Below are 18,887 nucleotides of genomic sequence, written 5' to 3' on the forward strand. Positions count from 1 at the left end.
ATAATACCGCCCCCCTGCATGCACCCGCGGCCAAGGAGTCACGATGAGTCACGCCGCCCCGCCCGCCGCCCTGTCGGTGCGCGACCTGCGCAAGACCTACGACAACCGCGTCGAAGCCCTGAAGGGGGTTTCGCTCGACGTCGCGCCCGGCGATTTCTACGCACTGCTCGGCCCCAACGGCGCCGGCAAGTCGACCCTGATCGGCATCATCTCCTCGCTGGTCAACAAGACCTCGGGCGAGGTGCGCGTGTTCGGCGTCGACCAGCAGGCCGAGCGCGCGCGCGCGATGCGCCTGGTCGGGCTGGTGCCGCAGGAACTCAACTTCAACATGTTCGAGCAGCCGCTCGACATCCTGGTCAACTACGCCGGCTTCTACGGCGTGCCGCGCCGCGAGGCGCTGGCGCGCGCGAAGGTGGAGCTCGAGCGCGCGCACCTGTCGCCCAAGGCGCAGATGATGGCGCGCACGCTGTCGGGCGGCATGAAGCGGCGGCTGATGATCGCCCGCGCGATGATGACCTCGCCGCGGCTCCTGATCCTCGACGAGCCCACCGCCGGCGTCGACATCGAGATCCGCCGCGGCATGTGGCACTCGCTGCGCGAGATCAACGCCGCCGGCACCACCATCATCCTCACCACGCACTACCTGGAGGAAGCGGAGAACCTGTGCCGCAACCTCGCGATCATCGACCACGGCCGCATCGTCGAATCCGGCCCGATGCGCACCCTGCTGTCGAAGCTCGACGTCGAAGGCTTCCTGCTCGACGTCGAGGACGCGCTCCCCCCGGTGCTGCCGGAGATCCCCGGCGCCGAGGTGCGCGCGGCCGACGCGCACACGCTCGACATCGACATGCCGCGCTCGATGGACCTCAACCGCGTGTTCTCCGCGCTCGACGCCGCCGGCATCCGGGTGCGCTCGATGCGCAACAAGTCCAACCGCCTCGAGGAGCTGTTCGTGCGCATGACGGGGGACCCCGGCCAGCCGGCCGCCGCCGGAACGGGGGTCGCGGCATGAGCACGACGCCGGTCCACGACGCAAACGCCCATGCCGCGCCGTCCGGCCTGCGCGCCGACCTGGTCGCGCTCGGCACCGTCGCCCGCCGCGAGGTGATGCGCATCCTGCGCATCTGGAGCCAGACCCTGGTGCCGCCGGCGATCACCATGACGCTGTACTTCCTGATCTTCGGCGGCCTGATCGGCAGCCGCATCGGGACCATGGACGGCATCAGCTACATGGACTTCATCGTCCCGGGCCTGGTGATGATGAGCGTGATCCAGAACAGCTACGGCAACATTTCGTCCTCGTTCTTCGGCGCCAAGTTCGGCCGCCATGTCGAGGAGCTGCTGGTCAGCCCGATGCCGCCGTGGGTGATCCTCGGCGGCTATGTCGCAGGTGCCGTGCTGCGCGGGCTGATGGTGGGCGTGATCGTGCTCTGCATCGCGATGCTGTTCACCACCGTGCGCATCCCGCATCCGTGGGTGACGCTGTCGACGGTGCTGCTGGGCGCGACCATCTTCGCGCTGGCCGGCTTCGTCAACGCGGTGTTCGCGAAGAAGTTCGACGACGTCGCGATCGTGCCGATCTTCATCCTCACTCCGCTGACGTATCTCGGCGGCGTGTTCTATTCGATCCAGCTGCTGCCCGAGTGGGCGCGCGCGGCGACCTACGCCAACCCGATCTTCTACATGGTCAACGCCTTCCGCTACGGCCTGCTCGGGCAGGGCGACGTCCCGCTGTGGGTGGCATATGCGCTGATGCTGGTCTTTGTCGTCGCGCTCGGTGCGCTGGGGTTGTGGCTGCTGAAACGCGGCGTCGGCCTGCGCAGCTGAGCCCCCCGCAGGCGGGGGGCCACCCAGCGCGTGGGAGCGGCCATGGCCGCGCTGTTCGTGTCGCAATCATCTTGAGGTAACCTCGCGCCTTCCGCCCCCCACTGGAGCAAGAGGAATGCGCAAAGGGAACCTGGCCGCCGCGTGCGCGCTTGCGATGATCCTGTCCGCCTGCGGTGCCGCGCCCGGGCCCGGCAGCGATACGGCATCCGCTGCCGGGGCCGCGCCTGCCGGCGATGCCGCGCCGCAGCCCGCCAATGGCGCCGCAGCCGAAGAGGCGCTGCCCGATGCGGGCGATGCCGGTGCCGCCGATGCCGGTGCCGCCTATGCGGCGCGTTCCGGGTCCGGCCTCGAGGACAAGGAAGGCAACCCGATCGCACTGCTGCCCTTCGATATCGAGAGCGTGCCGCTGAGCAGCGCATCGCTGGGCGAACTGCCGTTCTTCTCCATGCCCTCCGGCTACGGTCCGGTCAACCGGCCGAACCAGCGCCGCTACGCGCGCTTCCCGTTCCGGCTCGGGGACGGCCTGCACTGGGTGGAGGGCGCGAGCTGGAACAGCCTGCTGGGCGTCGACCGCGACCAGCGCGGCGACAAGGAATTCTCCCGGCTCGAGCTGCGCCGCAACCTTGAAGCGGTGTTCGCACAGGCAGGAGCGAAGCAGGTCTTCGAAGGTCCCCTGCGGCGCGACCTCTATTACGGCCCGCAGTTGCAAGCCGAGATCGGCGGCGGCTTCATCGAAGGCGTCAACCTCGACGCCGACACGGCGACCACCGTCCACGTCATCCGCCAGGCCGACCGCAGCATCTGGATGCAGCTGTCCACGCATTCCCACGGCGCCGCGCTGGTGGTGGTGGAAGAGCGCCCCTTCGAGGCCGGCGCGCACTGGGGCGGCGAGTTCCCCTACCTGTCGCTGCCGGAGGGCTACGACGAGGGCAACAGGCCCAAACAGCGCGACTTCGACATGTACCCGTTCTGGACCGGCAGTGGCTTCGAGGAAGTCGAGGGCCGGACGTACGCCGCGGACGTGAGGGCCCGGGAGCGCTCCTACTCGATGCACGAAGTGCGCCGCAACCTCGAGGCGATGATGGCCGAGGCCGGCGCTGTCCCGGTGTTCGAAGGCCGGATTCCCAAGGAGGCGTCGGAGCGTTACGACAGCGACCTGAAGGGCTTCTACAGCGACGCCACCGGCTTCAGCTGGGACGACTACGAATCACGCGTCTACCGCGTCGACCTCGCCGATGGCCGCCAGGTCTGGGTGCATGCGGCGCTGGACTACCTCTCCTCCGGCTGGGTGGTGGCCGAGCGCGAGGGCTTCGTGCAGACCGCGGCGCTGCTGCCGGCATCGGAGCTGAAGCAGCAGCTCGACGCCGATGGCCGGGTCGCGATCCAGGTCAACTTCGCGGTCGACAAGGCCGACATCCTTACCGACTCGACGCCGCAGGTGGAGCAGGTGCTTGCCCTGCTGCGCGACGATCCCTCGCTGCGCCTGTCGATCGATGGCCATACCGACGACACCGGCGATGCCGCGCACAACCAGCGCCTGTCGGAGGCGCGCGCGAAGAGCGTGGTAGCGGCGCTGGCCTCGCAGGGGATCGATGCCTCGCGCCTGCAGGCTAAGGGCCATGGCCAGTCGCAGCCGGTGGCGGACAACGCGACCGACGAGGGCCGCGCGAAGAACCGCCGCGTCGAACTGGTCCGCCTGTAACCGCCCCATCCCGTCGCCAACGCCAACCCTTGGGAGCAGCTGTAGCTGCTCCTACAGGGGCGGGGCGGGGAGCTGGAAGAACGTGCGCGTGGTGGCCGTGGCATTCGCCGCGGTCACCGCGACGTCCTCGCGGCGGTCGCGCGCCAGCTCTTCGACGATGTGCGACAGGAACATCGGTTCGTTGCGCCGGTCCTTGGGCATCGGCTTGAGCGTGCGCGGCAGCAGGTAGGGGGCGTCGGTCTCGATCATCAGCCGGTTGGCGGGGATGTTGGCGACGATCTCGCGCAGGTGCTTGCCGCGGCGCTCGTCGCAGAGCCAGCCGGTGATGCCGATGTGCCAGTCGCGGTCGATGCAGTCGAAGAGCTCTTCGCGGCTGCCGGTGAAGCAGTGCACCACCGCGGGGCCGATGCGGCCCTCGAAGTCCTTCATGATCGCGATGAAGTCGGCATGCGCGTCGCGCTGGTGCAGGAACAGCGGTTTGGCGCGGCCCGCGGCGAACAGGTCGGCGGCGATGCCAAGCTGGCGTTCGAAGGCCTTGCGCTGGGCGGGGCGGGGGGAGAAGTCGCGGAAGTAGTCCAGGCCGGTCTCGCCCACGGCCACCACCTGGGGATGGGCATGCAGGGCGCGCATCTCGGCGTCGCACTCGGCGGTGTAGTCGCTGGCGTGGTGGGGATGCACGCCGGCGGTGGCGAACAGCTCGCCGGGATGGGCGCGTGCGAGTTCGAGCGCCATCGGGGAGTGTTCGCGGCTGGCGCCGGTGACGACCATCTGCACGACGCCGGCATTGCGGGCGCGGGCCATGACCTGGTCGCGGTCGTGGTCGAAGCTGTCGTGGGTGAGGTTGGCACCGATGTCGATGAGATCCATGGCGGCATTGTAGATGGAGGGTGCTAGGGCGGCAGGCGTCTGGTAGGTGAAGGGTGTCGTGGGCTGTGTGTCGTGTGTTGTGTGGCCAGTGGAGGATGGCGGGCCGCGGGTTTCGTGGGAGAGCACGCCGCTGCACGGGGGCATGGACCGGAAAGCCCTATCCTTTGCGCGTGCAGCACATGACATTTCCCATCGACGCACTGCTGCCGGCGATCCGCGAAGCGCTGCTGTTGCATCCACGCCTGGTGCTCGAGGCGCCGCCCGGTGCCGGCAAGACCACGCGGGTGCCGCTGGCGCTGCTCGACGAGCCCTGGCTCGCGGGCCGGCGCATCCTCATGCTCGAGCCGCGCCGCGTGGCCGCGCGCGCGGCGGCGGGCTTCATGGCGTCATCGCTCGGCGAGGAAGTCGGACAGACCATCGGCTACCGCATCCGCTTCGAGAGCCGGGTCTCGTCGGCGACCCGCATCGAGGTCGTCACCGAGGGCATCCTCACCCGCATGCTGCAGGACGATCCGATGCTGGAGGGCGTCGGGGCGCTGCTGTTCGACGAATTCCATGAGCGGCATCTCGCGGCGGACCTGGGCCTGGCGCTGGCGCTCGACGTGCAAGCGGGGCTGCGCGAGGACCTGCGCATCGTGCTGATGTCGGCGACTCTCGACGGCGAGCGCCTGGCCGGCTTCCTGGATGCGCCGCGGCTGTCCAGCGCGGGGCGCAGCCATCCGGTGGAGGTGACGCATTTCCCGGCGCGTCGCGACGAGGCCCTGGAGCAGCAGCTGCGCCGCGCGGTGGAGCATGCGCTCGCGCGCCATCCGGGCGATGTGCTCGCCTTTCTTCCCGGCCGCCGCGAGATCGCGCGCGCCGCCGCCGCGCTCGCCGCCGGTGGCGCGGTGGACGCCGCGGGCGCCGAGGCGCTGCAGCTGCACGGCGATCTCCCGGTCGATGAGCAGGCGCGCCTGCTGCGTCCGGCCGCCGATGGCCGCCGCCGGGTGGTGTTGGCGACCAACGTCGCCGAGTCCAGCGTGACCCTGCCGGGGGTGCGGGTGGTGGTCGACAGCGGGCTGGCGCGCGAGCCGCAGCATGATCCCAACAGCGGCTTCAGCCGCCTGGACGTGGTCCGCATCGCGCAGTCGTCCGCCGACCAGCGCGCGGGCCGCGCGGGCCGCGTGGCCGCCGGCTGGGCATATCGCCTGTGGCCCGAGTCGCAGCGGCTGGAGCCGCAGCGGCGGCCGGAAATCGCCCAGGTGGAGTTGGCCGGGATGGCGCTCGAGCTCGCGGCCTGGGGCAGCGACCAGCTGCGCTTCGTCGATCCGCCGCCGCCGGGGACGCTGGCCGCGGCGCGCGACCTGCTGCGCGCGCTCGGTGCGCTGGAGGGCGATGCGATCACGGCGCGCGGGCGGCGCATGCTCGCGCTCGGCACCCACCCGCGGCTGGCGGCGATGCTCTTGGCCACCGCCGATCCCGCGGGTCGCGCGCTGGCCTGCGATCTGGCGGCGCTGGTCGAGTCGCGCGATCCGCTGCGTTCGCGCAGCGACGCCGTGGCCGCGCGCTGGCGCGCGCTGGCCGCGTTCCGCTCGCGGCGGGTCCCGGCCGAGGCCAGCCGTGCCGCACTGGCGGCGATCGACGCCTCGGCGCGGCAGTGGCGCCGCCGCCTGCGGCTGGATGCCACGCCCCCGGCCGAAGTGCCCGCGCACGCGCTTGGCGACGTGCTGGCGCATGCCTTCCCCGACCGCATTGCGGCGCGGCACGCGACCGACCTGCGCCGTTACCAGCTCGCCAACGGCCGCATGGCGCGGCTGCTGGAGGACAGCGAGCTGGTCGGTGAGCCGTGGCTGGTCGCAAGCGAGCTGCGCCACGACGCGCGCGACGCCCTGCTGCTGCGCGCGGCGCCGGTCGACGAGGCGGCGCTGCGGCGCGACTTCGGCGGGCGCTTCAGCGAGCGCGACGAGACCCGCTGGGATGCGGACCGCCGCGCGCTGGTGGCTGAGCGCGTGCGTCGCTTCGCCGGCATCGTCCTCGACAGCCGCCCGGCCGGGCGCGTCGATCCCGCCGCCGCGGCGCAGGCGCTGGCCGATGCCGTGCGCACGCTCGGCCTCGACGTGCTGCCGTGGAGTGAAAGCCTGCGGCAGTGGCGCGCGCGCGTCGCCAGCCTGCGCGCCTGGATGCCCGGGCTCGACCTGCCGGACGTGGGTGACGACGCGCTCATGGCCACCCTGGACGACTGGCTCAGGCCCGCCTTCGCGGGCAAGGCGCGGCTCGATGCGCTGGGCGCCGAGGAGCTGGCGGCGGCCGTCCGCGGCCGCCTGGACTGGGCCCTGCAGCAGCGCGTGGACGCGCTGGCACCGGTGCGCATCACCGTGCCTTCGGGCCAGGCGCGCGCCATCGACTACGCCATCGGCGGCGACGGCCAGCCGCAGCCGCCGGTGCTCGCGGTCAAGCTGCAGGAGCTGTTCGGCCTGGCCGACACGCCGCGCATCGCCGACGGCCGCGTGCCGCTACTGCTCCACCTGCTGTCGCCGGCCGGGCGCCCGCTGCAGGTGACGTCCGACCTCCGCAGCTTCTGGGACCGCACCTGGCCCGAGGTGCGGCGGGAGATGAAGGGCCGGTATCCCAGGCACCCCTGGCCCGAGGATCCGTGGAACGCCGTTCCCACCCATCGTGCGCGGCCGCGCGGCGGCTGAACGGCGCCGCCCGGATCACGCGGGCACGACGACGCACGCGCGAGACTCGCACCTGTCATCCATCCCCCTGTCATCCATCCCCCCGCTGGCGCGCAGGCGCCGGTGCAAGCCCGAGGACCCCCGCATGCGCAAACGCACCATCATCCGCGACGTTCGCGACGCCATCCCCGACAAGGCCATGGACCTGGCCGGACGCCTTGGCGACGGCCTGCGCCATGCCGTTCCCGACGGCGCCGGCAAGTGGCTCAACGGCATGCCGCAGGACGCAGGCAGCTGGCTGAGTGGAATGCAGCAGGGCGCCGGCAAGTGGCTCCAGGCCGGCGTGGCCCTGGGCGCGGCGCGCACCGGCGCGCGCGCGGCCGGGATCGTGGCCCGCCGCCATCCCGTGGCGCTCACGGCCGCGGCGATCGGCATCGGTGCCGCGGCCTACGCGGTGGTCAGGCATCGTCGCAAGGCCGCCGAGCTGGCCGCGATGCAGCGGCGCCCGCGACAGGTCCGCGAGGCGCTAGAGTCCGCCGACCTGGGCGTCGAAGTGGACGCACGGGACACGTCGTCGCGTCCGCAGTCGCAGGGCGAGGACGACTGATCCGGGCCCGGCCGGTCCGGCGCGGCTAGTCCCTGGTGGCGCGGCGCCCGGCGTCCGGGCTGCGCCCCTCGGGAAGTTCGACCACGAAGCAGGCGCCGCCGCCCTCGCGGTCCTCGTACCAGAGCTGGCCGCCGACGTTGCTGACGATCTGGCGGGCAAGCGACAGTCCAAGCCCGCTCGATGATCCGGCGATCGCCGGGTCCGCTTCGGTCAGCCGCGTGAACGGAGTGAACAGCTCGCGTTGCCGGTGACCCGGCACGCCCGGGCCGCGGTCGGACACGCACAGCTTCCAGAAGCCCGGGGCCCCGGGGCTGGCGTGGATGAACACCTCGCTTCCCGGCGCGTACTTCATCGCGTTGCTGACCAGGTTGCCGGCGACCTGTCGCAGCACCAGCGCATCCATCGCCACCACGCCCGGACCGATCTCGCCCACCACCAGCCGGCAGCCGCTGTCTTCGAGTTGCATGCCGTAGCGGCCGACGATCCACTCCACCACCTCCGCGAGCGCCACGCAGGCATCGCGCCCGCTGGCGGCGACGCGCGCGCTGGCCTGGGTTTCCAGGTAGCGGCGGATATAGCCTAGGCCCTCGTCGGCGCTTTCCCGGATCACCTCCAGGTAGCGCGGCACGCGCTCGGGACGCAGCGTGCCCGAGGCCAGGATGTCGCTGGCGAAGACCACGCTGCTGAGCGGATTCTTCAGGTCGTGCGCAACCAGGTTGACCAGCTCCTGGCGTTCGCGCGCCACCTGCTCCAGGCGGTCGCGCGCGAGCTTCAGGCCCACGTGCGCGTTGACCCGGGCCAGCAGCTCCTCGGGAATGAAAGGCTTGACCACGTAATCGACGGCGCCGGCCTCGAAGGCGCGCAGCAGCAGGCTGCGGTCCTGGGCGGCGGTCAGGAAGACCACCGGTACCCGCGGCAGCAGCGCGCGCAGGCGGATCTCCTCCATCACGCCGAAGCCGTCCATGCCCGGCATCATCATGTCGAGCAGCATCAGGTCCGGCGGCTGTTCCTCGGCGGCGGCGAGCGCGGCCTCGCCGCTTTCGGCGGCTGCCACGTGGTATCCCTGGCGTTCCAGGAGCGCGCTCACAACGCGCAGGTTGGCCGGCTGGTCGTCGACGACGAGTACCCGCCCATGGATGGTGCTTGCCTTCATGGCGTGTTCCACGGCTGCGCGCGACGGACGTCGCGCGCGACTGCTGACGGTATCAGAAGGAAGAAAACGGCGCCGCGTGCGCGAGTTCGCGCCACTGTCCCGGCGCCAGGCCGTCGAGGCGGGCGGTGCCGATCGCAACCCGCACCAGGCGCAGCGTAGGCAGTCCGACGGCCGCGGTCATCCGCCGCACCTGGCGGTTGCGGCCCTCGCTGATGACCAGTTCGACCCAGGCGTCGGGGACGGTCTTGCGCATCCGCACCGGTGGATCGCGTGGCCAGAGTGCGGGTGCCGGATCGAGAAGGCGCGCCCGGGCCGGACGCGTCGGTCCGTCGCGCAGCGTGACGCCGGCGGCCAGCCGGGCGAGCTGCTCCGGTGCCGGCGCACCCTCCACCTGCGCCAGGTAGGTCTTGGCGAGCCTGTATCGCGGATCGGTGATGCGGTGGGCAAGCGCGCCGTCGTCGGTGAGCAGCAGCAGGCCCTCGCTGTCGTGGTCGAGCCTGCCCGCGGGATACACGCCCGGGGGCAGGCCGAAGCCGGCCAGGGTCGGCCGCGGCGGCGTGCTGCGGTCGGTGAACTGGCAGAGCACGCCGTGCGGCTTGTTGAAGGCGACCAGCACTCAGGGCTTGATGAAGCGAAGCGTCATGCGGTCGCTTTCGCCGATGGCCTCGTACTGCTGGCGGTCCTCGGCGTCGTGCTTGTTGCCGGGCGGCAGGGTCCAGACGCCGTTGGGATGGTCGCGGGTATCGCGCGGGTTGGCGTTGATCTCGCTGGCTTCGTCCAGCCGGAAGCCGGCTGCGGTCGCGAGGGCGATCACCTGGTCCTGGCCAACGTAGCCGGACTTGTCGTCATCGGCCACATCGCCGGCGGCGCGGTGCTCGACCACGCCCAGCACGCCGCCGGGCTTGAGCACGTCGAAGAAGCCCTTGAACATGCCCTCGGCCTGGCCCGAGGAGCGCCAGTTGTGGACGTTGCGGAAGGTCAGCACGGCATCGGCCGAGTTCGCCGGGCCAAGTACCGGCGCCGCGGGATCGTAGGCGACGATGCGGGCATCGCCGTACTGCGCCGGCGCCGAGGCGAACAGGGTTTCGAGGCCGGCCCTGGAGCGCGCGGAATAGTCGCGTCGCGCTTCGGGCAGGGCAGCCGGGTCGACGATCGCGGCGACGTAGCCGGCACGCAGCCAGGGCGCGAGGATCTCGGCGTACCAGCCGCCACCGGGGGTGATCTCGACCACGGTCTGGCCGGTCTCGATGCCGAAGAAGGCCAGCGTGTCGCGCGGATGGCGGTACTGGTCGCGGGCCACGTTTTCGGGCGAGCGCCAGGCCCCTCCCAGCGCCTGGTCGAGCAGCGGGTCAGGCGCGCGCATGGCAACGCCGGCGGCCGGTGCCTTGCCCGCGGGCGCGGCAGCCGCGGTGTCCGCGCCGGGCTCGGGGTCCGCGGAGGCGACGCCGGCGGGAGCCGTGGTGCAGGCGGCGAGGAACAGCGGAAGCAGGGCGATCGGCAGGCGTCGGGTCATGGCGGCGGTTCCTGTTGGACTGGGTCGCCAGCCTACCGGCAAACCCGGGTCCGATCCCGTGCGCCGCCTGCCCGCCGCCGTCGCCCTCATGGATCCGGCAGCCGCGCGGCCGGAGGATAGGGCGCCACGTCGAGGTAGCCGCCAGCGCGCAGCCGCGCCTGGATGCCTCGCCACCAGCCAGCCTCGAAAATCCCCGGGTGTGTCTCCAGCAGCGCCTGCCGCAGCGGCGGCGGCAGCCCGAGGAAGTTCGGGAACAGCGCGGGGAAGACGTCGTCGCGGCGCGCGTACAGCCAGTCCTCGAGCGGCCGGGTTTCGTCTTCCTCGCGCACCTCGGGCACGTCGCGGAAGTTGGCCTCCTCCAGCAGGCAGAGTTCATCGAAGTCGTAGAACAGCGCGCGGCCGTGGCGCGAGACCCCGAAGTTCTTCAGCAGCAGGTCGCCGGGGAAGATGCCGCTGCGCGCCAGGTCGGTGATCGCCTGGCCGTAGTCAAGCACCGCCCGCCGCGCCTCGGCCTCCGGTGCCTCGCGCGCGAACAGGTCCAGCGGCCGCAGCCGGCGCTCGGCGTAGCAGTGCCGCAGCAGCACCACGTCGCGCTCGGCGGTGACGGTTTCGGCGCACTGGGTCAGCAGCTCCTCCAGCATCCCCGGCTCGAAGGCCGCGCGCGGAAAACGCAGGCGGCGGAACTCCTGCGCGTCCACCAGCCTGCCGACGCGGTCGCGGCGCGCCACCAGCCGGTACTTGGCCTCGATGTCGGCGCGCACGCTGTCCTTGGGTTCGGCGAAGCGGTCGCGGATGACCTTGAACACCACCGGCAGGTCGCGCGGGGTGAACACCGCCATGACCATGCCGCGCACGCCGTCGGCACGCACCAGGCGTTCGTCCGGATGGGCCGCGAAATGGCGCCGGATCTCGCGATAGCGTTCGGTCTTGCCCTGCTTGGCGCGGCCGAGCACCGAGTACAGCTCGGACACCGGCTTGGCCGGCAGCAGCGAATGCAGGAAGGCGACCGCGTCGCCGACGCGCGCCAGGTCGGCGTGGAACCAGCTGTGGGCGTGGCCGAACAGCATCGAGACCTGCGCGCGCTCGACCAGCACGGCATCGGCGCGCACGCCGTCGGCCGCGTTCACCAGCGCCACCACCAGCGGCCGGGGGCCGTCGACGGCCTCGACGCGGCCGACGAGGTAGGCGCGGCGCTCGCGGTAGAACACGGTGTCCAGCAGGGCGATGTCCGGGCCGCGGGGATCGTCGGGGCGGCCCGCATCGTCGTGGCACCGTGCGGCGTCGTCGGCAACGTTCGCGTCGTGCAGCGCTAGGCGCGATGCCACGGCATCCGCGATGGCGCGGGCGTCGGCGTCGATATCGCGATGCGGAAAGCCGCGCGCTCGCAGCGCCTTCTGCCAGCGCTCGCAGGCGTCCGCGCCGTCGGGCAGCGGATGCAGCTCACCGGGACTGTCCGGGTCGCCTGCGGCCCCGTCGCCCGGCTGGTGGAACTCCAGCGCTTGCGCCACGCCCTCGGTCAGGAAGAAGCGCCGCGACATCGAATTGAACAGCGTGCGCGCCATCGCCGCATCGCTGCGGCCTTCGGTCAGCGTGCCATAGCACTCACGCACCGCCGCCCAGAACGGCCGCGAGCGCATGCGCTCGCCGACTAGGGCCTCGAGCCGGCCCAGCGCCTCTGCCAGGAAGTCATCCTGCAGCTCGATGCGCGCCAGCGCGTCCGCCTGGGCGCCGCGCCAGTCGCGCTGGATGAAACGCCGTCGCGCCCGCCGCGTCAGGTCGCCGAAGCGCGCGTCGTAGTCCTCGAACGCGTCCAGCACCAGCGCGGACGCGCGCGGCACCAGCGGGTCGTTTGTCGAAGAGGCCATGGCCCGAGTGTGGCCCCGCGACGGTCTTTTCGCTTCCTCCGCGGAGGTGGTCGTGCTCCGTAGGCGCCCGGGAGGGTTTCGCGAGGGCGGAGGGTGGGTGGGGCACTCCGTGCGCAGGTCGGCTGCGCCGCCCTTGAATGCGCACTGCGACCCCACCCACCCTCCGCCGCGGATCGCCTGGGCAAGCAGGGGAACCCGCGGCTTGCGCGCTGTAGGCAGCATATGCGGCGCTTCGCATCGAAGCTGCTGCCGCAGCCCACGCTCCCGCACTTGCCCCCCAACCTCGCGTCTGCGATAGGAGGCGGTGGGGTGGTGGGGTATCCCGAGCGCATTCAAGGGCGGCGAAGCCGACCTGCGCACGGGATACCCCACCGCCACGCCGCGCGCCACATCGTCAAAAAATCCAGGCCCCGAAACGAGCAATGCCCGCGACGGGCGTCGCGGGCATTGCAGGAGAACAATGGAGCGTGCGGCGAGGTTCCGTCAGAGGTGCTTGATGATCTCGTCCGCGAACTCGCTGCACTTGACCTCGGTGGCACCGTCCATCAGGCGGGCGAAGTCGTAGGTGACGCGCTTGGAGCCGATCGCACCGTCCATCGCCTTGATGATGGCGTCGGCGGCTTCGGTCCAGCCCATGTAGCGCAGCATCATCTCGCCCGACAGGATCACCGAACCCGGATTGACCTTGTCCAGGCCGGCATACTTCGGCGCCGTGCCGTGCGTGGCCTCGAACACCGCATGGCCGGTCACGTAGTTGATGTTCGCACCCGGCGCGATGCCGATGCCGCCGACCTGGGCGGCCAGGGCGTCGGACAGGTAGTCGCCGTTGAGGTTCAGCGTGGCCGAGACGTCGTATTCGCGCGGACGCAGCAGGATCTGCTGCAGGAACGCATCCGCGATAGCGTCCTTGATGATGATGCCCGCGCCCGGCTTGCCCTCGGGGATGACGTGCCAGGGGCCACCGTCAAGTTCGACCGCGCCGAACTGCTCGCGCGCCACCTTGTAGCCGAAGTCGCGGAACGCGCCCTCGGTGAACTTCATGATGTTGCCCTTGTGCACCAGCGTCACCGACTTGCGGTCGTTGGCGATGGCGTACTCGATGGCCGACTTCACCAGGCGCTCGGTGCCCTGCCAGCTGACCGGCTTGATGCCGATGCCGACGTTGACCGTGGCGTCGGTGGCCGGCTGGCCGACCGCGGACAGCTGCTCGTTCCAGGCATTGGCCTTGTCGGCGGTGCCGAAGCGGATCTTGTCGAAGCCCTTCGGGAATTCCTTCTGCAGGAAGTCGAGCACCTTCGTCGCGTCCGCCGAGCCCGGCTCGAATTCGATGCCGGCGTAGATGTCCTCGGTGTTCTCGCGGAAGATCACCATGTCGACGTCACCCGGCCTCTTCACCGGCGAGGGCACGCCCTCGAACCAGCGCACCGGGCGCAGGCAGACGTAGAGGTCCAGCATCTGGCGCAGGGCGACGTTGAGCGAGCGGATGCCGCCGCCGACCGGCGTGGTCAGCGGGCCCTTGATGCTCACCAGGTACTCGCGGCAGGCCTCGACGGAGGACTCCGGCAGCCACTCGCCGGTGGCGTTGAAGGCCTTCTCGCCGGCCAGGACTTCCATCCACTCGAGCTTGCGCTTGCCGCCGTAGGCCTTTTCGACCGCGGCGTCGAGCACGCGCACGCTGGCGTTCCAGATGTCCGGGCCGGTGCCGTCACCTTCGATGAAGGGAATGATCGGGCGGTCGGGGACGCTGAGTCCCTTCGCGGTCTTGGTGATCGGGCTGCCGCCTGCGGGCACGGCCGGGGTGAAGTCTGCCATCGGTTCCTCCAAGGGGGGCCGCGCTGCGGAGCGCGCGCGGCGGATGTGGACGGTCATTGTCGCGCTTCGCGACGGTACGGGCAAAGGCGGCAGGCCCCGAGGCGCGATTGGGCCAGGTCGCGGTGGCGACATGAAAAAGGCGCGACCCCGAAGGGCCGCGCCCTGTTGAAGCCGAAGGACTCAGCGGATCTCGAAGTCCCGCGTCTGCACGACTTCGCCGTCGTGCAGGATCTCGACGCGATAGTTGCCCGTCGGCCAGCCGTCGGGCTTGCTGATCTTGAAGGCGGACTGGCCGGTGCCGGTGAAACTGAAGTCACGGCTGGTTTCGTCCACCAGCTGGTCGCCTTCATAGGTCCAGCGCGCGGTCAGCTGGCCGTTCTGCGGCACCGAGGGGTCCGACGAGGTCGTGGCCACCGAGGCGTGGATGGTGTCGGTGGGGGCGAAGGTGGTGGCCGGGTTGGCGACGCGGTTGCTGCCATCGATCTCGGTGCCGAGGTCGACCGAGGTCACGCTCACCCGCGGTGCGGGCGCCGCGGCCGGGGTGGCGGCGGGTGCCGGCGTGGACATCGGCGGTGGCGGTGCCGCGGGCTCGTCCTTCTTGCAGCCGGCCAGGGCCAGGCTGCCCAGCAGTGCCGCGGCCAGCGCGGTGGTCATCGGGCGTCGGGTCATTGCTTGTCTCCGTGTGGGCTGGTCGTGGTGCCGTCGTCTTCGCGGGCCGCGGCCGGGATCTTCAGGGTCTGGCCGGGCTGGATCCGGTCGGGATCGTCCAGCGTGTCGCGGTTGGCATCGAAGATGCGCCGCCACTCGCTGGCCTTGCCGTACTGGGCCTTGGCGATGTGGGAAAGGGTGTCGCCCTTCTGCACGGTGTACCGGCTCCCGCCCGTGACGTCCTCGGTCGAGCTGACCGAAGACTGCACGTTGCTGAAGTCGGGGCGGCCCGCGGCGGGCGCTTCGGTGCTGCTGACGCTGCTGCGGACGTTGCTGAAGTCCGGCTTGCCGTTGCCGCCGGCCGGGGTGCCGGACGGCTTGGCACCTGGCTTGAGCGACAGCGATCCGGGGTCGTTGGGGTTCTGGGGATTGCTCATTCGGGCCTCCTGCGCCGCGTGAAGCGCCGACAGGTTTACACCGGCCCTGTTAAGGAAATATCGCGTCCACTACTGCCGCGGATCCCGCCCGGCCGCCGGTGGCGACAATCCCGGCGTGCCCCGCCAGGGATTGATGTCGAGTCCGCCGCGGCGCGTGTAGCGTGCCTCCACCGACAGCGATGCCGGTTGGCAGCGCGCCATGACGTCGACGAAGACCTGCTCCACGCACTGCTCGTGGAAGCCGGCGTGTTCGCGGAACGACACCAGGTAGCGCAGCAGGCAGGCGCGGTCGATGCGCGGCCCGCGGTAGGCCAGGCGCAGGCTGGCCCAGTCGGGCTGGCCGGTGACCGGGCAGTTCGACTTCAGCAGGGCCGAGTGCAGGACCTCGTTCACCATCTCGCCGGCGTCGGCCGTCAGCAGCGCGGGGTTGGGGGCGTCATATTCGTCGCAGTCGACCTCGATGTCGTCGATCGATACCGGTGTCCGCGTGTCCTGCCCGGTCCCGGATGCCGCCGCCTGCGCGTACGTGCCTGAGCCGGCATCCACCGGCGGCAGGCCAAACGCGACTGCGACGGGGGCGCCGGCCGCGGCCGACAGGTCGGCGACGATCCGTGCGTGGACGTCGTCGCGGTCGGCGAAGCGCGTGGAGTTGAACGAGTTGAGATAGAGCTTGAGCGACTTCGACTCGATCAGTCGCGGCGAGTCCGCGGGCACCAGGAAGGTGGCGGTGGCCACCGCGGGTTTGCCGCGTGCATCCAGCCAGGACAGCTCGTAGGCGTGCCAGCGGTCGTGGCCGCTGAAGGGCAGGGCGCCGGCGGCGATGCCGAGCGCGTCGCGCCCCTGGTCGCGCGCGATCGGGAACAGCAGGGCCGGGTCGTAGGCGCGCGGGTAGGCAACCTCGCGGCCGAGGGGGAGTTCGCTGGTCATGCCCGCATTATCGCCCGCCTGCGCCGCCGGATCCTGCCGTTCGACGCCATTGCGGATCGCCGCTGGCATGCACAGCCTTGCCACGGATTCACGCGGATAAGGGCGGATTTACACGGATAAAGCAGAGGAAAGAAAGAGCAAAGGTCTTCTGCCCGGCTGTGAACGGATTGCACCAACCTCGCCGAGCCGCGGCTGAAAAGCTTTTCCCCGCTTCGGCTCTATCCGCGTAAATCCGTGGCAAAAAAGCGTTCTTTCTTTCCAGTGGGCTCAGCCCTCGCCGTGCAGATAATCGAGTGAGAGCTGCAGCATCGCGCGCAGGCCGAGGTCGAGCGCGGATTCGTCGAGGAAAAACTCCGGCGAATGGTTGCTCGGCGCCGTCGCCGGGTCCTGCCCCGCAGGCGTCGCGCCGACGAAGAAGAACACCGCCGGCACCTCGCGCGCGTAGTACGAGAAATCCTCGGCGCCCATGTTCAGCGGCATGTCGATCAGGTTGCCGGCGCCCGCCACCGCTTCCAGGCTCGGGCGCATGCGCGCGGTCAGCGCGGGATCGTTGGCGGTGACCGGGGTGCCGGCGGTATCGGGAACCTTGGCCACCACCGTGGCGCCGTGCGCGGCCGCGACCTTTTCGGCGACGTTTGCCAAGTCGGCGAACACCGCCTCGCGCATGCCGTCGTCGAAGGTGCGGATGGTGCCCACCAGCTCCACCCGGTCGGGAATGATGTTGAAGCGCACGCCGCCGTGGATCGCGCCGAAGCTCAGCACCACCGGCTGCCGGGAGATGTCCTGGCGGCGGCTGACGACGGTCTGCGCGGTGCCGATGATGTCGGCCGCGGCCACGATCGGATCCACGCCGCCCCAGGGCCGCGAGCCGTGCGTCTGCCGGCCTTGGACCACGATGTTGAAGCGGTCGGAGGCGGCCATCGTCGGCCCGCTGCGCACGCCGAGCTGGCCGGCGTTGAGGGTCGAGAACACGTGCAGGCCGAATACCGCGTCGGGCCTGAAGTCCTTGAAGATGCCCTGCGCCAGCATCTCCTCCGCGCCGCCCTCCTCGCCGTCCGGCGGGCCTTCCTCGGCCGGCTGGAAAATGAAGAGGACCTCCCCCGGAAGCTCGTCGCGCATCGCCACCAGGGCCTCGGCCACGCCCATCAGCACGCTGGTGTGGGCGTCGTGGCCGCAGGCGTGCATCACGCCCACGTCCTGGCCGTTGAAGGTCGTCGTCGCCGTGGACGCGAACGGCAGGCCGCTGGCCTCGGTCACCGGCAGCGCGTCCATGTCGGCGCGCAGCGCGATTCGCGGGCCGGGCCTGCCGCCCTTGAGCACCGCGGTGACGCCGGTGGTGGCGATGCCGGTCCGCGGCTCGAGGCCGAGCTCGCGCAGGTGCTCGGCGACCAGCGCCGCGGTGCGCGTCTCGCGGTTGCCGAGCTCCGGGTGCTGGTGGATGTCGCGGCGCCAGGCCACGACCTTGTCGCCGAGCTCCGCGGCGGCCGCGGCCACTTCGGCCCGTTGGGCCTCCTGTGCCTGCAGCGGCGAGGCAAGGACGGCGAAAACGAACGACGACAGCAGGATGCAGGCGTTGCGTGACATGGCGATCTCCCCGGTGGTGCGCCGATGGTACCCGCCGCCCGGCGACACCGGCAGACCGCTCACGCCCGCCGCCCCTGCCACGAAAGCATTCAAGCGCCGGGCAAGGGCGCGACCTGCGCGGGCCGCCCGCGGCTGTCGAGAGCGATCATCACGAAGCGGCCGCGGGTACAGGTTTCGCGCTCGCCGCTGAGCAGGTCCTCGGCGATCAGCTCCACCTCGACCCGCATCGAGGTGCGACCGACGGCAACGACCCGCGCCACGGTTTCCACCAGCTGTCCCTGGCGAATCGGCAGCGTGAAGTCGACCTGCTCCGAGCGCGCCGTCACCACCGTCAGCCGCGCGTAGCGCGAGGCGGCGATGAACGCCGCCTTGTCCATCCACGCCAGCGCCTGGCCGCCGAACAGGGTACCGAGGTGGTTGGTGTGGTCAGGGAAGACCATCTCCAACAGGCGGGCCTCGGTGGGCGCGCAGCTGGCCGGGACGGTCATGCCGGCGACCCGGCGAAATGCCGCGCGACCGCCTGCGCGATCTGCGCCGGCGCATGGAAGCCGGGCAGGCGGGCGACCTCGCCGCCGTCGACGAACAGCGACAGGGTCGGCGTCCGGCGCAGGCCGAGTCCGCGGAAGAACGCTTCGCCCACGGTTTCCAGCTTGACCTGCAGCAGCACCAGGCCCTCGGCGCCGGACGTGGCGGCGAACGTCTGCAGCGCCATGTCCAGCATCCGACAGCCGGGGCAGTGGTCCTTGCCGTAGTCCACCAGCAGGCGCGGGTACGCGGCCAGGGCGTCGTGGTAATCGTCAGCCGATGCGGCGTGCAGCGTCTGCATGGGGTGTGTCCTCGTCGATGGTGGTGATGGCCAGGATGTCGTCGACCCAGCGCTCGATCTTCAGCGCGTCGCGCTCGCCGTGCGGCATCTGTTCGATCTCCAGCCGCGGGTAGCGGCTGTCGAAAAACGTCGCCATGCGTCGCACCGCCCCGCAGTAGTACTCCTCGCCCCACTGCGTCTCGCCGGTGCCGAACACGGCCAGCCGCCCGGGCTTGCCCACGGCCTCGACCAGATCGGCGATGAAGCGCTTCATCTCCGGCGGCGTACGCCCGGCGTTGTCGGTCCAGGCGCCGAGCAGGTAGAGGTCGTGGCGCGGGTCGGCTGCGGCCCCGGCCAGCGACTGGATGTCGGTTTCAATCCAGGTCACGGCGTGGTCCAGCGCTTTGCAGCGCGCGCCGACCGCGCGCGCGACGTCGCGCGTGTTGCCGCTCAGCGAGGCGAAGGCGATGAGGATGCGCATGG

At 71.1% G+C, this 18,887-nt stretch carries 18 protein-coding genes; 5 read left to right on the forward strand and 13 right to left on the reverse strand.

Annotation, left to right across the window (positions count from 1 at the left end):
- The first annotated feature begins 43 nt into the window (after window positions 1-43).
- The 3 genes from ACW7G5_RS09840 to ACW7G5_RS09850 all read left to right on the forward strand — a co-directional run bounded on the left by ACW7G5_RS09840 (window position 44) and on the right by ACW7G5_RS09850 (window position 3,529).
- Window positions 44-1,012, forward strand: a complete 969-nt coding sequence (locus ACW7G5_RS09840; RefSeq protein WP_457004068.1) for an ABC transporter ATP-binding protein — start codon at window positions 44-46, stop codon at window positions 1,010-1,012.
- A complete protein-coding gene (locus tag ACW7G5_RS09845) occupies window positions 1,009-1,827 on the forward strand; it encodes an ABC transporter permease (RefSeq protein WP_457004069.1) in 819 nt (272 codons plus the stop codon). The genes ACW7G5_RS09840 and ACW7G5_RS09845 overlap by 4 nt, the downstream gene beginning before the upstream one ends.
- Before the next feature lie 115 nt (window positions 1,828-1,942).
- Entirely contained in the window at window positions 1,943-3,529 is a 1,587-nt protein-coding gene (locus ACW7G5_RS09850) for an OmpA family protein (RefSeq protein ID WP_457004071.1), read from the forward strand.
- 51 nt (window positions 3,530-3,580) lie between these two features.
- Here the strand turns inward: ACW7G5_RS09850 and ACW7G5_RS09855 are convergent, their stop codons facing one another.
- A complete protein-coding gene (locus ACW7G5_RS09855; protein ID WP_457004072.1) occupies window positions 3,581-4,396 on the reverse strand; it encodes a TatD family hydrolase in 816 nt (271 codons plus the stop codon).
- A gap of 179 nt (window positions 4,397-4,575) precedes the next feature.
- Here ACW7G5_RS09855 and hrpB point away from each other — a divergent pair, with 179 nt between their 5' ends.
- Both hrpB and ACW7G5_RS09865 read left to right on the forward strand, forming a co-directional pair.
- Complete coding sequence (gene hrpB / locus ACW7G5_RS09860) at window positions 4,576-7,074, forward strand: ATP-dependent helicase HrpB (RefSeq protein ID WP_457004074.1); 2,499 nt, start codon at window positions 4,576-4,578, stop codon at window positions 7,072-7,074.
- A 124-nt stretch (window positions 7,075-7,198) separates the two neighbouring features.
- Window positions 7,199-7,660, forward strand: a complete 462-nt coding sequence (locus ACW7G5_RS09865; protein WP_457004076.1) for a hypothetical protein — start codon at window positions 7,199-7,201, stop codon at window positions 7,658-7,660.
- Between the two features lie 25 nt (window positions 7,661-7,685).
- On the opposite strand, the gene ACW7G5_RS09870 is transcribed toward ACW7G5_RS09865, so the two are convergent.
- The 12 genes from ACW7G5_RS09870 to ACW7G5_RS09925 form a co-directional block, all read right to left on the reverse strand.
- Window positions 7,686-8,813: a hybrid sensor histidine kinase/response regulator gene (locus tag ACW7G5_RS09870; protein WP_457004078.1), complete on the reverse strand. Its 1,128-nt coding sequence runs from the start codon at window positions 8,811-8,813 to the stop codon at window positions 7,686-7,688.
- A 52-nt stretch (window positions 8,814-8,865) separates the two neighbouring features.
- Window positions 8,866-9,429 (reverse strand): pseudouridine synthase, encoded by a 564-nt coding sequence (locus ACW7G5_RS09875; RefSeq protein ID WP_457004080.1) that lies wholly within the window; start codon window positions 9,427-9,429, stop codon window positions 8,866-8,868.
- Window positions 9,430-10,308 (reverse strand): class I SAM-dependent methyltransferase, encoded by an 879-nt coding sequence (locus ACW7G5_RS09880; RefSeq protein ID WP_457004732.1) that lies wholly within the window; start codon window positions 10,306-10,308, stop codon window positions 9,430-9,432. It abuts the gene before it with no gap.
- A gap of 104 nt (window positions 10,309-10,412) precedes the next feature.
- Complete coding sequence (aceK, locus tag ACW7G5_RS09885) at window positions 10,413-12,191, reverse strand: bifunctional isocitrate dehydrogenase kinase/phosphatase (RefSeq protein WP_457004082.1); 1,779 nt, start codon at window positions 12,189-12,191, stop codon at window positions 10,413-10,415.
- A 483-nt stretch (window positions 12,192-12,674) separates the two neighbouring features.
- Window positions 12,675-14,003, reverse strand: a complete 1,329-nt coding sequence (gene icd / locus ACW7G5_RS09890) for an isocitrate dehydrogenase (NADP(+)) (protein ID WP_457004084.1) — start codon at window positions 14,001-14,003, stop codon at window positions 12,675-12,677.
- Between the two features lie 180 nt (window positions 14,004-14,183).
- Window positions 14,184-14,672 carry a hypothetical protein gene (locus ACW7G5_RS09895; RefSeq protein WP_457004086.1) on the reverse strand — a complete coding sequence of 163 codons (489 nt, stop codon included), beginning with the start codon at window positions 14,670-14,672 and terminating at the stop codon, window positions 14,184-14,186.
- The gene (locus ACW7G5_RS09900; protein WP_457004087.1) at window positions 14,669-15,088 is read right to left on the reverse strand and encodes a LysM peptidoglycan-binding domain-containing protein; all 420 of its coding nucleotides are present in this window, start codon (window positions 15,086-15,088) and stop codon (window positions 14,669-14,671) included. Before ACW7G5_RS09900 ends, ACW7G5_RS09895 begins: the two co-directional genes overlap by 4 nt.
- A gap of 69 nt (window positions 15,089-15,157) precedes the next feature.
- Window positions 15,158-16,015, reverse strand: coding sequence for an NADPH-dependent 7-cyano-7-deazaguanine reductase QueF (queF, locus tag ACW7G5_RS09905; RefSeq protein ID WP_457004089.1), 858 nt, complete (start codon window positions 16,013-16,015; stop codon window positions 15,158-15,160).
- Window positions 16,016-16,282: 267 nt separating this feature from the next.
- Window positions 16,283-17,599 (reverse strand): amidohydrolase, encoded by a 1,317-nt coding sequence (locus tag ACW7G5_RS09910; RefSeq protein ID WP_457004090.1) that lies wholly within the window; start codon window positions 17,597-17,599, stop codon window positions 16,283-16,285.
- Window positions 17,600-17,688: 89 nt separating this feature from the next.
- The gene (locus ACW7G5_RS09915; protein WP_457004092.1) at window positions 17,689-18,087 is read right to left on the reverse strand and encodes an acyl-CoA thioesterase; all 399 of its coding nucleotides are present in this window, start codon (window positions 18,085-18,087) and stop codon (window positions 17,689-17,691) included.
- A complete protein-coding gene (locus ACW7G5_RS09920) occupies window positions 18,084-18,425 on the reverse strand; it encodes a thioredoxin family protein (RefSeq protein WP_457004094.1) in 342 nt (113 codons plus the stop codon). The genes ACW7G5_RS09915 and ACW7G5_RS09920 overlap by 4 nt, the downstream gene beginning before the upstream one ends.
- Window positions 18,397-18,885 carry a flavodoxin gene (locus ACW7G5_RS09925; protein ID WP_457004096.1) on the reverse strand — a complete coding sequence of 163 codons (489 nt, stop codon included), beginning with the start codon at window positions 18,883-18,885 and terminating at the stop codon, window positions 18,397-18,399. The genes ACW7G5_RS09920 and ACW7G5_RS09925 overlap by 29 nt, the downstream gene beginning before the upstream one ends.
- Window positions 18,886-18,887: the final 2 nt, after the last annotated feature.

The organism is Luteimonas sp. A501 (assembly GCF_054052085.1).

Bases quoted from the DNA above. Each gene is read 5' to 3' on its own strand.
- ACW7G5_RS09840 (WP_457004068.1), top strand. From the start codon at position 44: ATGAGTCACGCCGCCCCGCCCGCCGCCCTGTCGGTGCGCGACCTGCGC.
- ACW7G5_RS09845 (WP_457004069.1), top strand. From the start codon at position 1,009: ATGAGCACGACGCCGGTCCACGACGCAAACGCCCATGCCGCGCCGTCC.
- ACW7G5_RS09850 (WP_457004071.1), top strand. From the start codon at position 1,943: ATGCGCAAAGGGAACCTGGCCGCCGCGTGCGCGCTTGCGATGATCCTG.
- ACW7G5_RS09855 (WP_457004072.1), bottom strand. From the start codon at position 4,396: ATGGATCTCATCGACATCGGTGCCAACCTCACCCACGACAGCTTCGAC.
- hrpB (WP_457004074.1), top strand. From the start codon at position 4,576: ATGACATTTCCCATCGACGCACTGCTGCCGGCGATCCGCGAAGCGCTG.
- ACW7G5_RS09865 (WP_457004076.1), top strand. From the start codon at position 7,199: ATGCGCAAACGCACCATCATCCGCGACGTTCGCGACGCCATCCCCGAC.
- ACW7G5_RS09870 (WP_457004078.1), bottom strand. From the start codon at position 8,813: ATGAAGGCAAGCACCATCCATGGGCGGGTACTCGTCGTCGACGACCAG.
- aceK (WP_457004082.1), bottom strand. From the start codon at position 12,191: ATGGCCTCTTCGACAAACGACCCGCTGGTGCCGCGCGCGTCCGCGCTG.
- icd (WP_457004084.1), bottom strand. From the start codon at position 14,003: ATGGCAGACTTCACCCCGGCCGTGCCCGCAGGCGGCAGCCCGATCACC.
- ACW7G5_RS09895 (WP_457004086.1), bottom strand. From the start codon at position 14,672: ATGACCCGACGCCCGATGACCACCGCGCTGGCCGCGGCACTGCTGGGC.
- ACW7G5_RS09900 (WP_457004087.1), bottom strand. From the start codon at position 15,088: ATGAGCAATCCCCAGAACCCCAACGACCCCGGATCGCTGTCGCTCAAG.
- queF (WP_457004089.1), bottom strand. From the start codon at position 16,015: ATGACCAGCGAACTCCCCCTCGGCCGCGAGGTTGCCTACCCGCGCGCC.
- ACW7G5_RS09910 (WP_457004090.1), bottom strand. From the start codon at position 17,599: ATGTCACGCAACGCCTGCATCCTGCTGTCGTCGTTCGTTTTCGCCGTC.
- ACW7G5_RS09915 (WP_457004092.1), bottom strand. From the start codon at position 18,087: ATGACCGTCCCGGCCAGCTGCGCGCCCACCGAGGCCCGCCTGTTGGAG.
- ACW7G5_RS09920 (WP_457004094.1), bottom strand. From the start codon at position 18,425: ATGCAGACGCTGCACGCCGCATCGGCTGACGATTACCACGACGCCCTG.
- ACW7G5_RS09925 (WP_457004096.1), bottom strand. From the start codon at position 18,885: ATGCGCATCCTCATCGCCTTCGCCTCGCTGAGCGGCAACACGCGCGAC.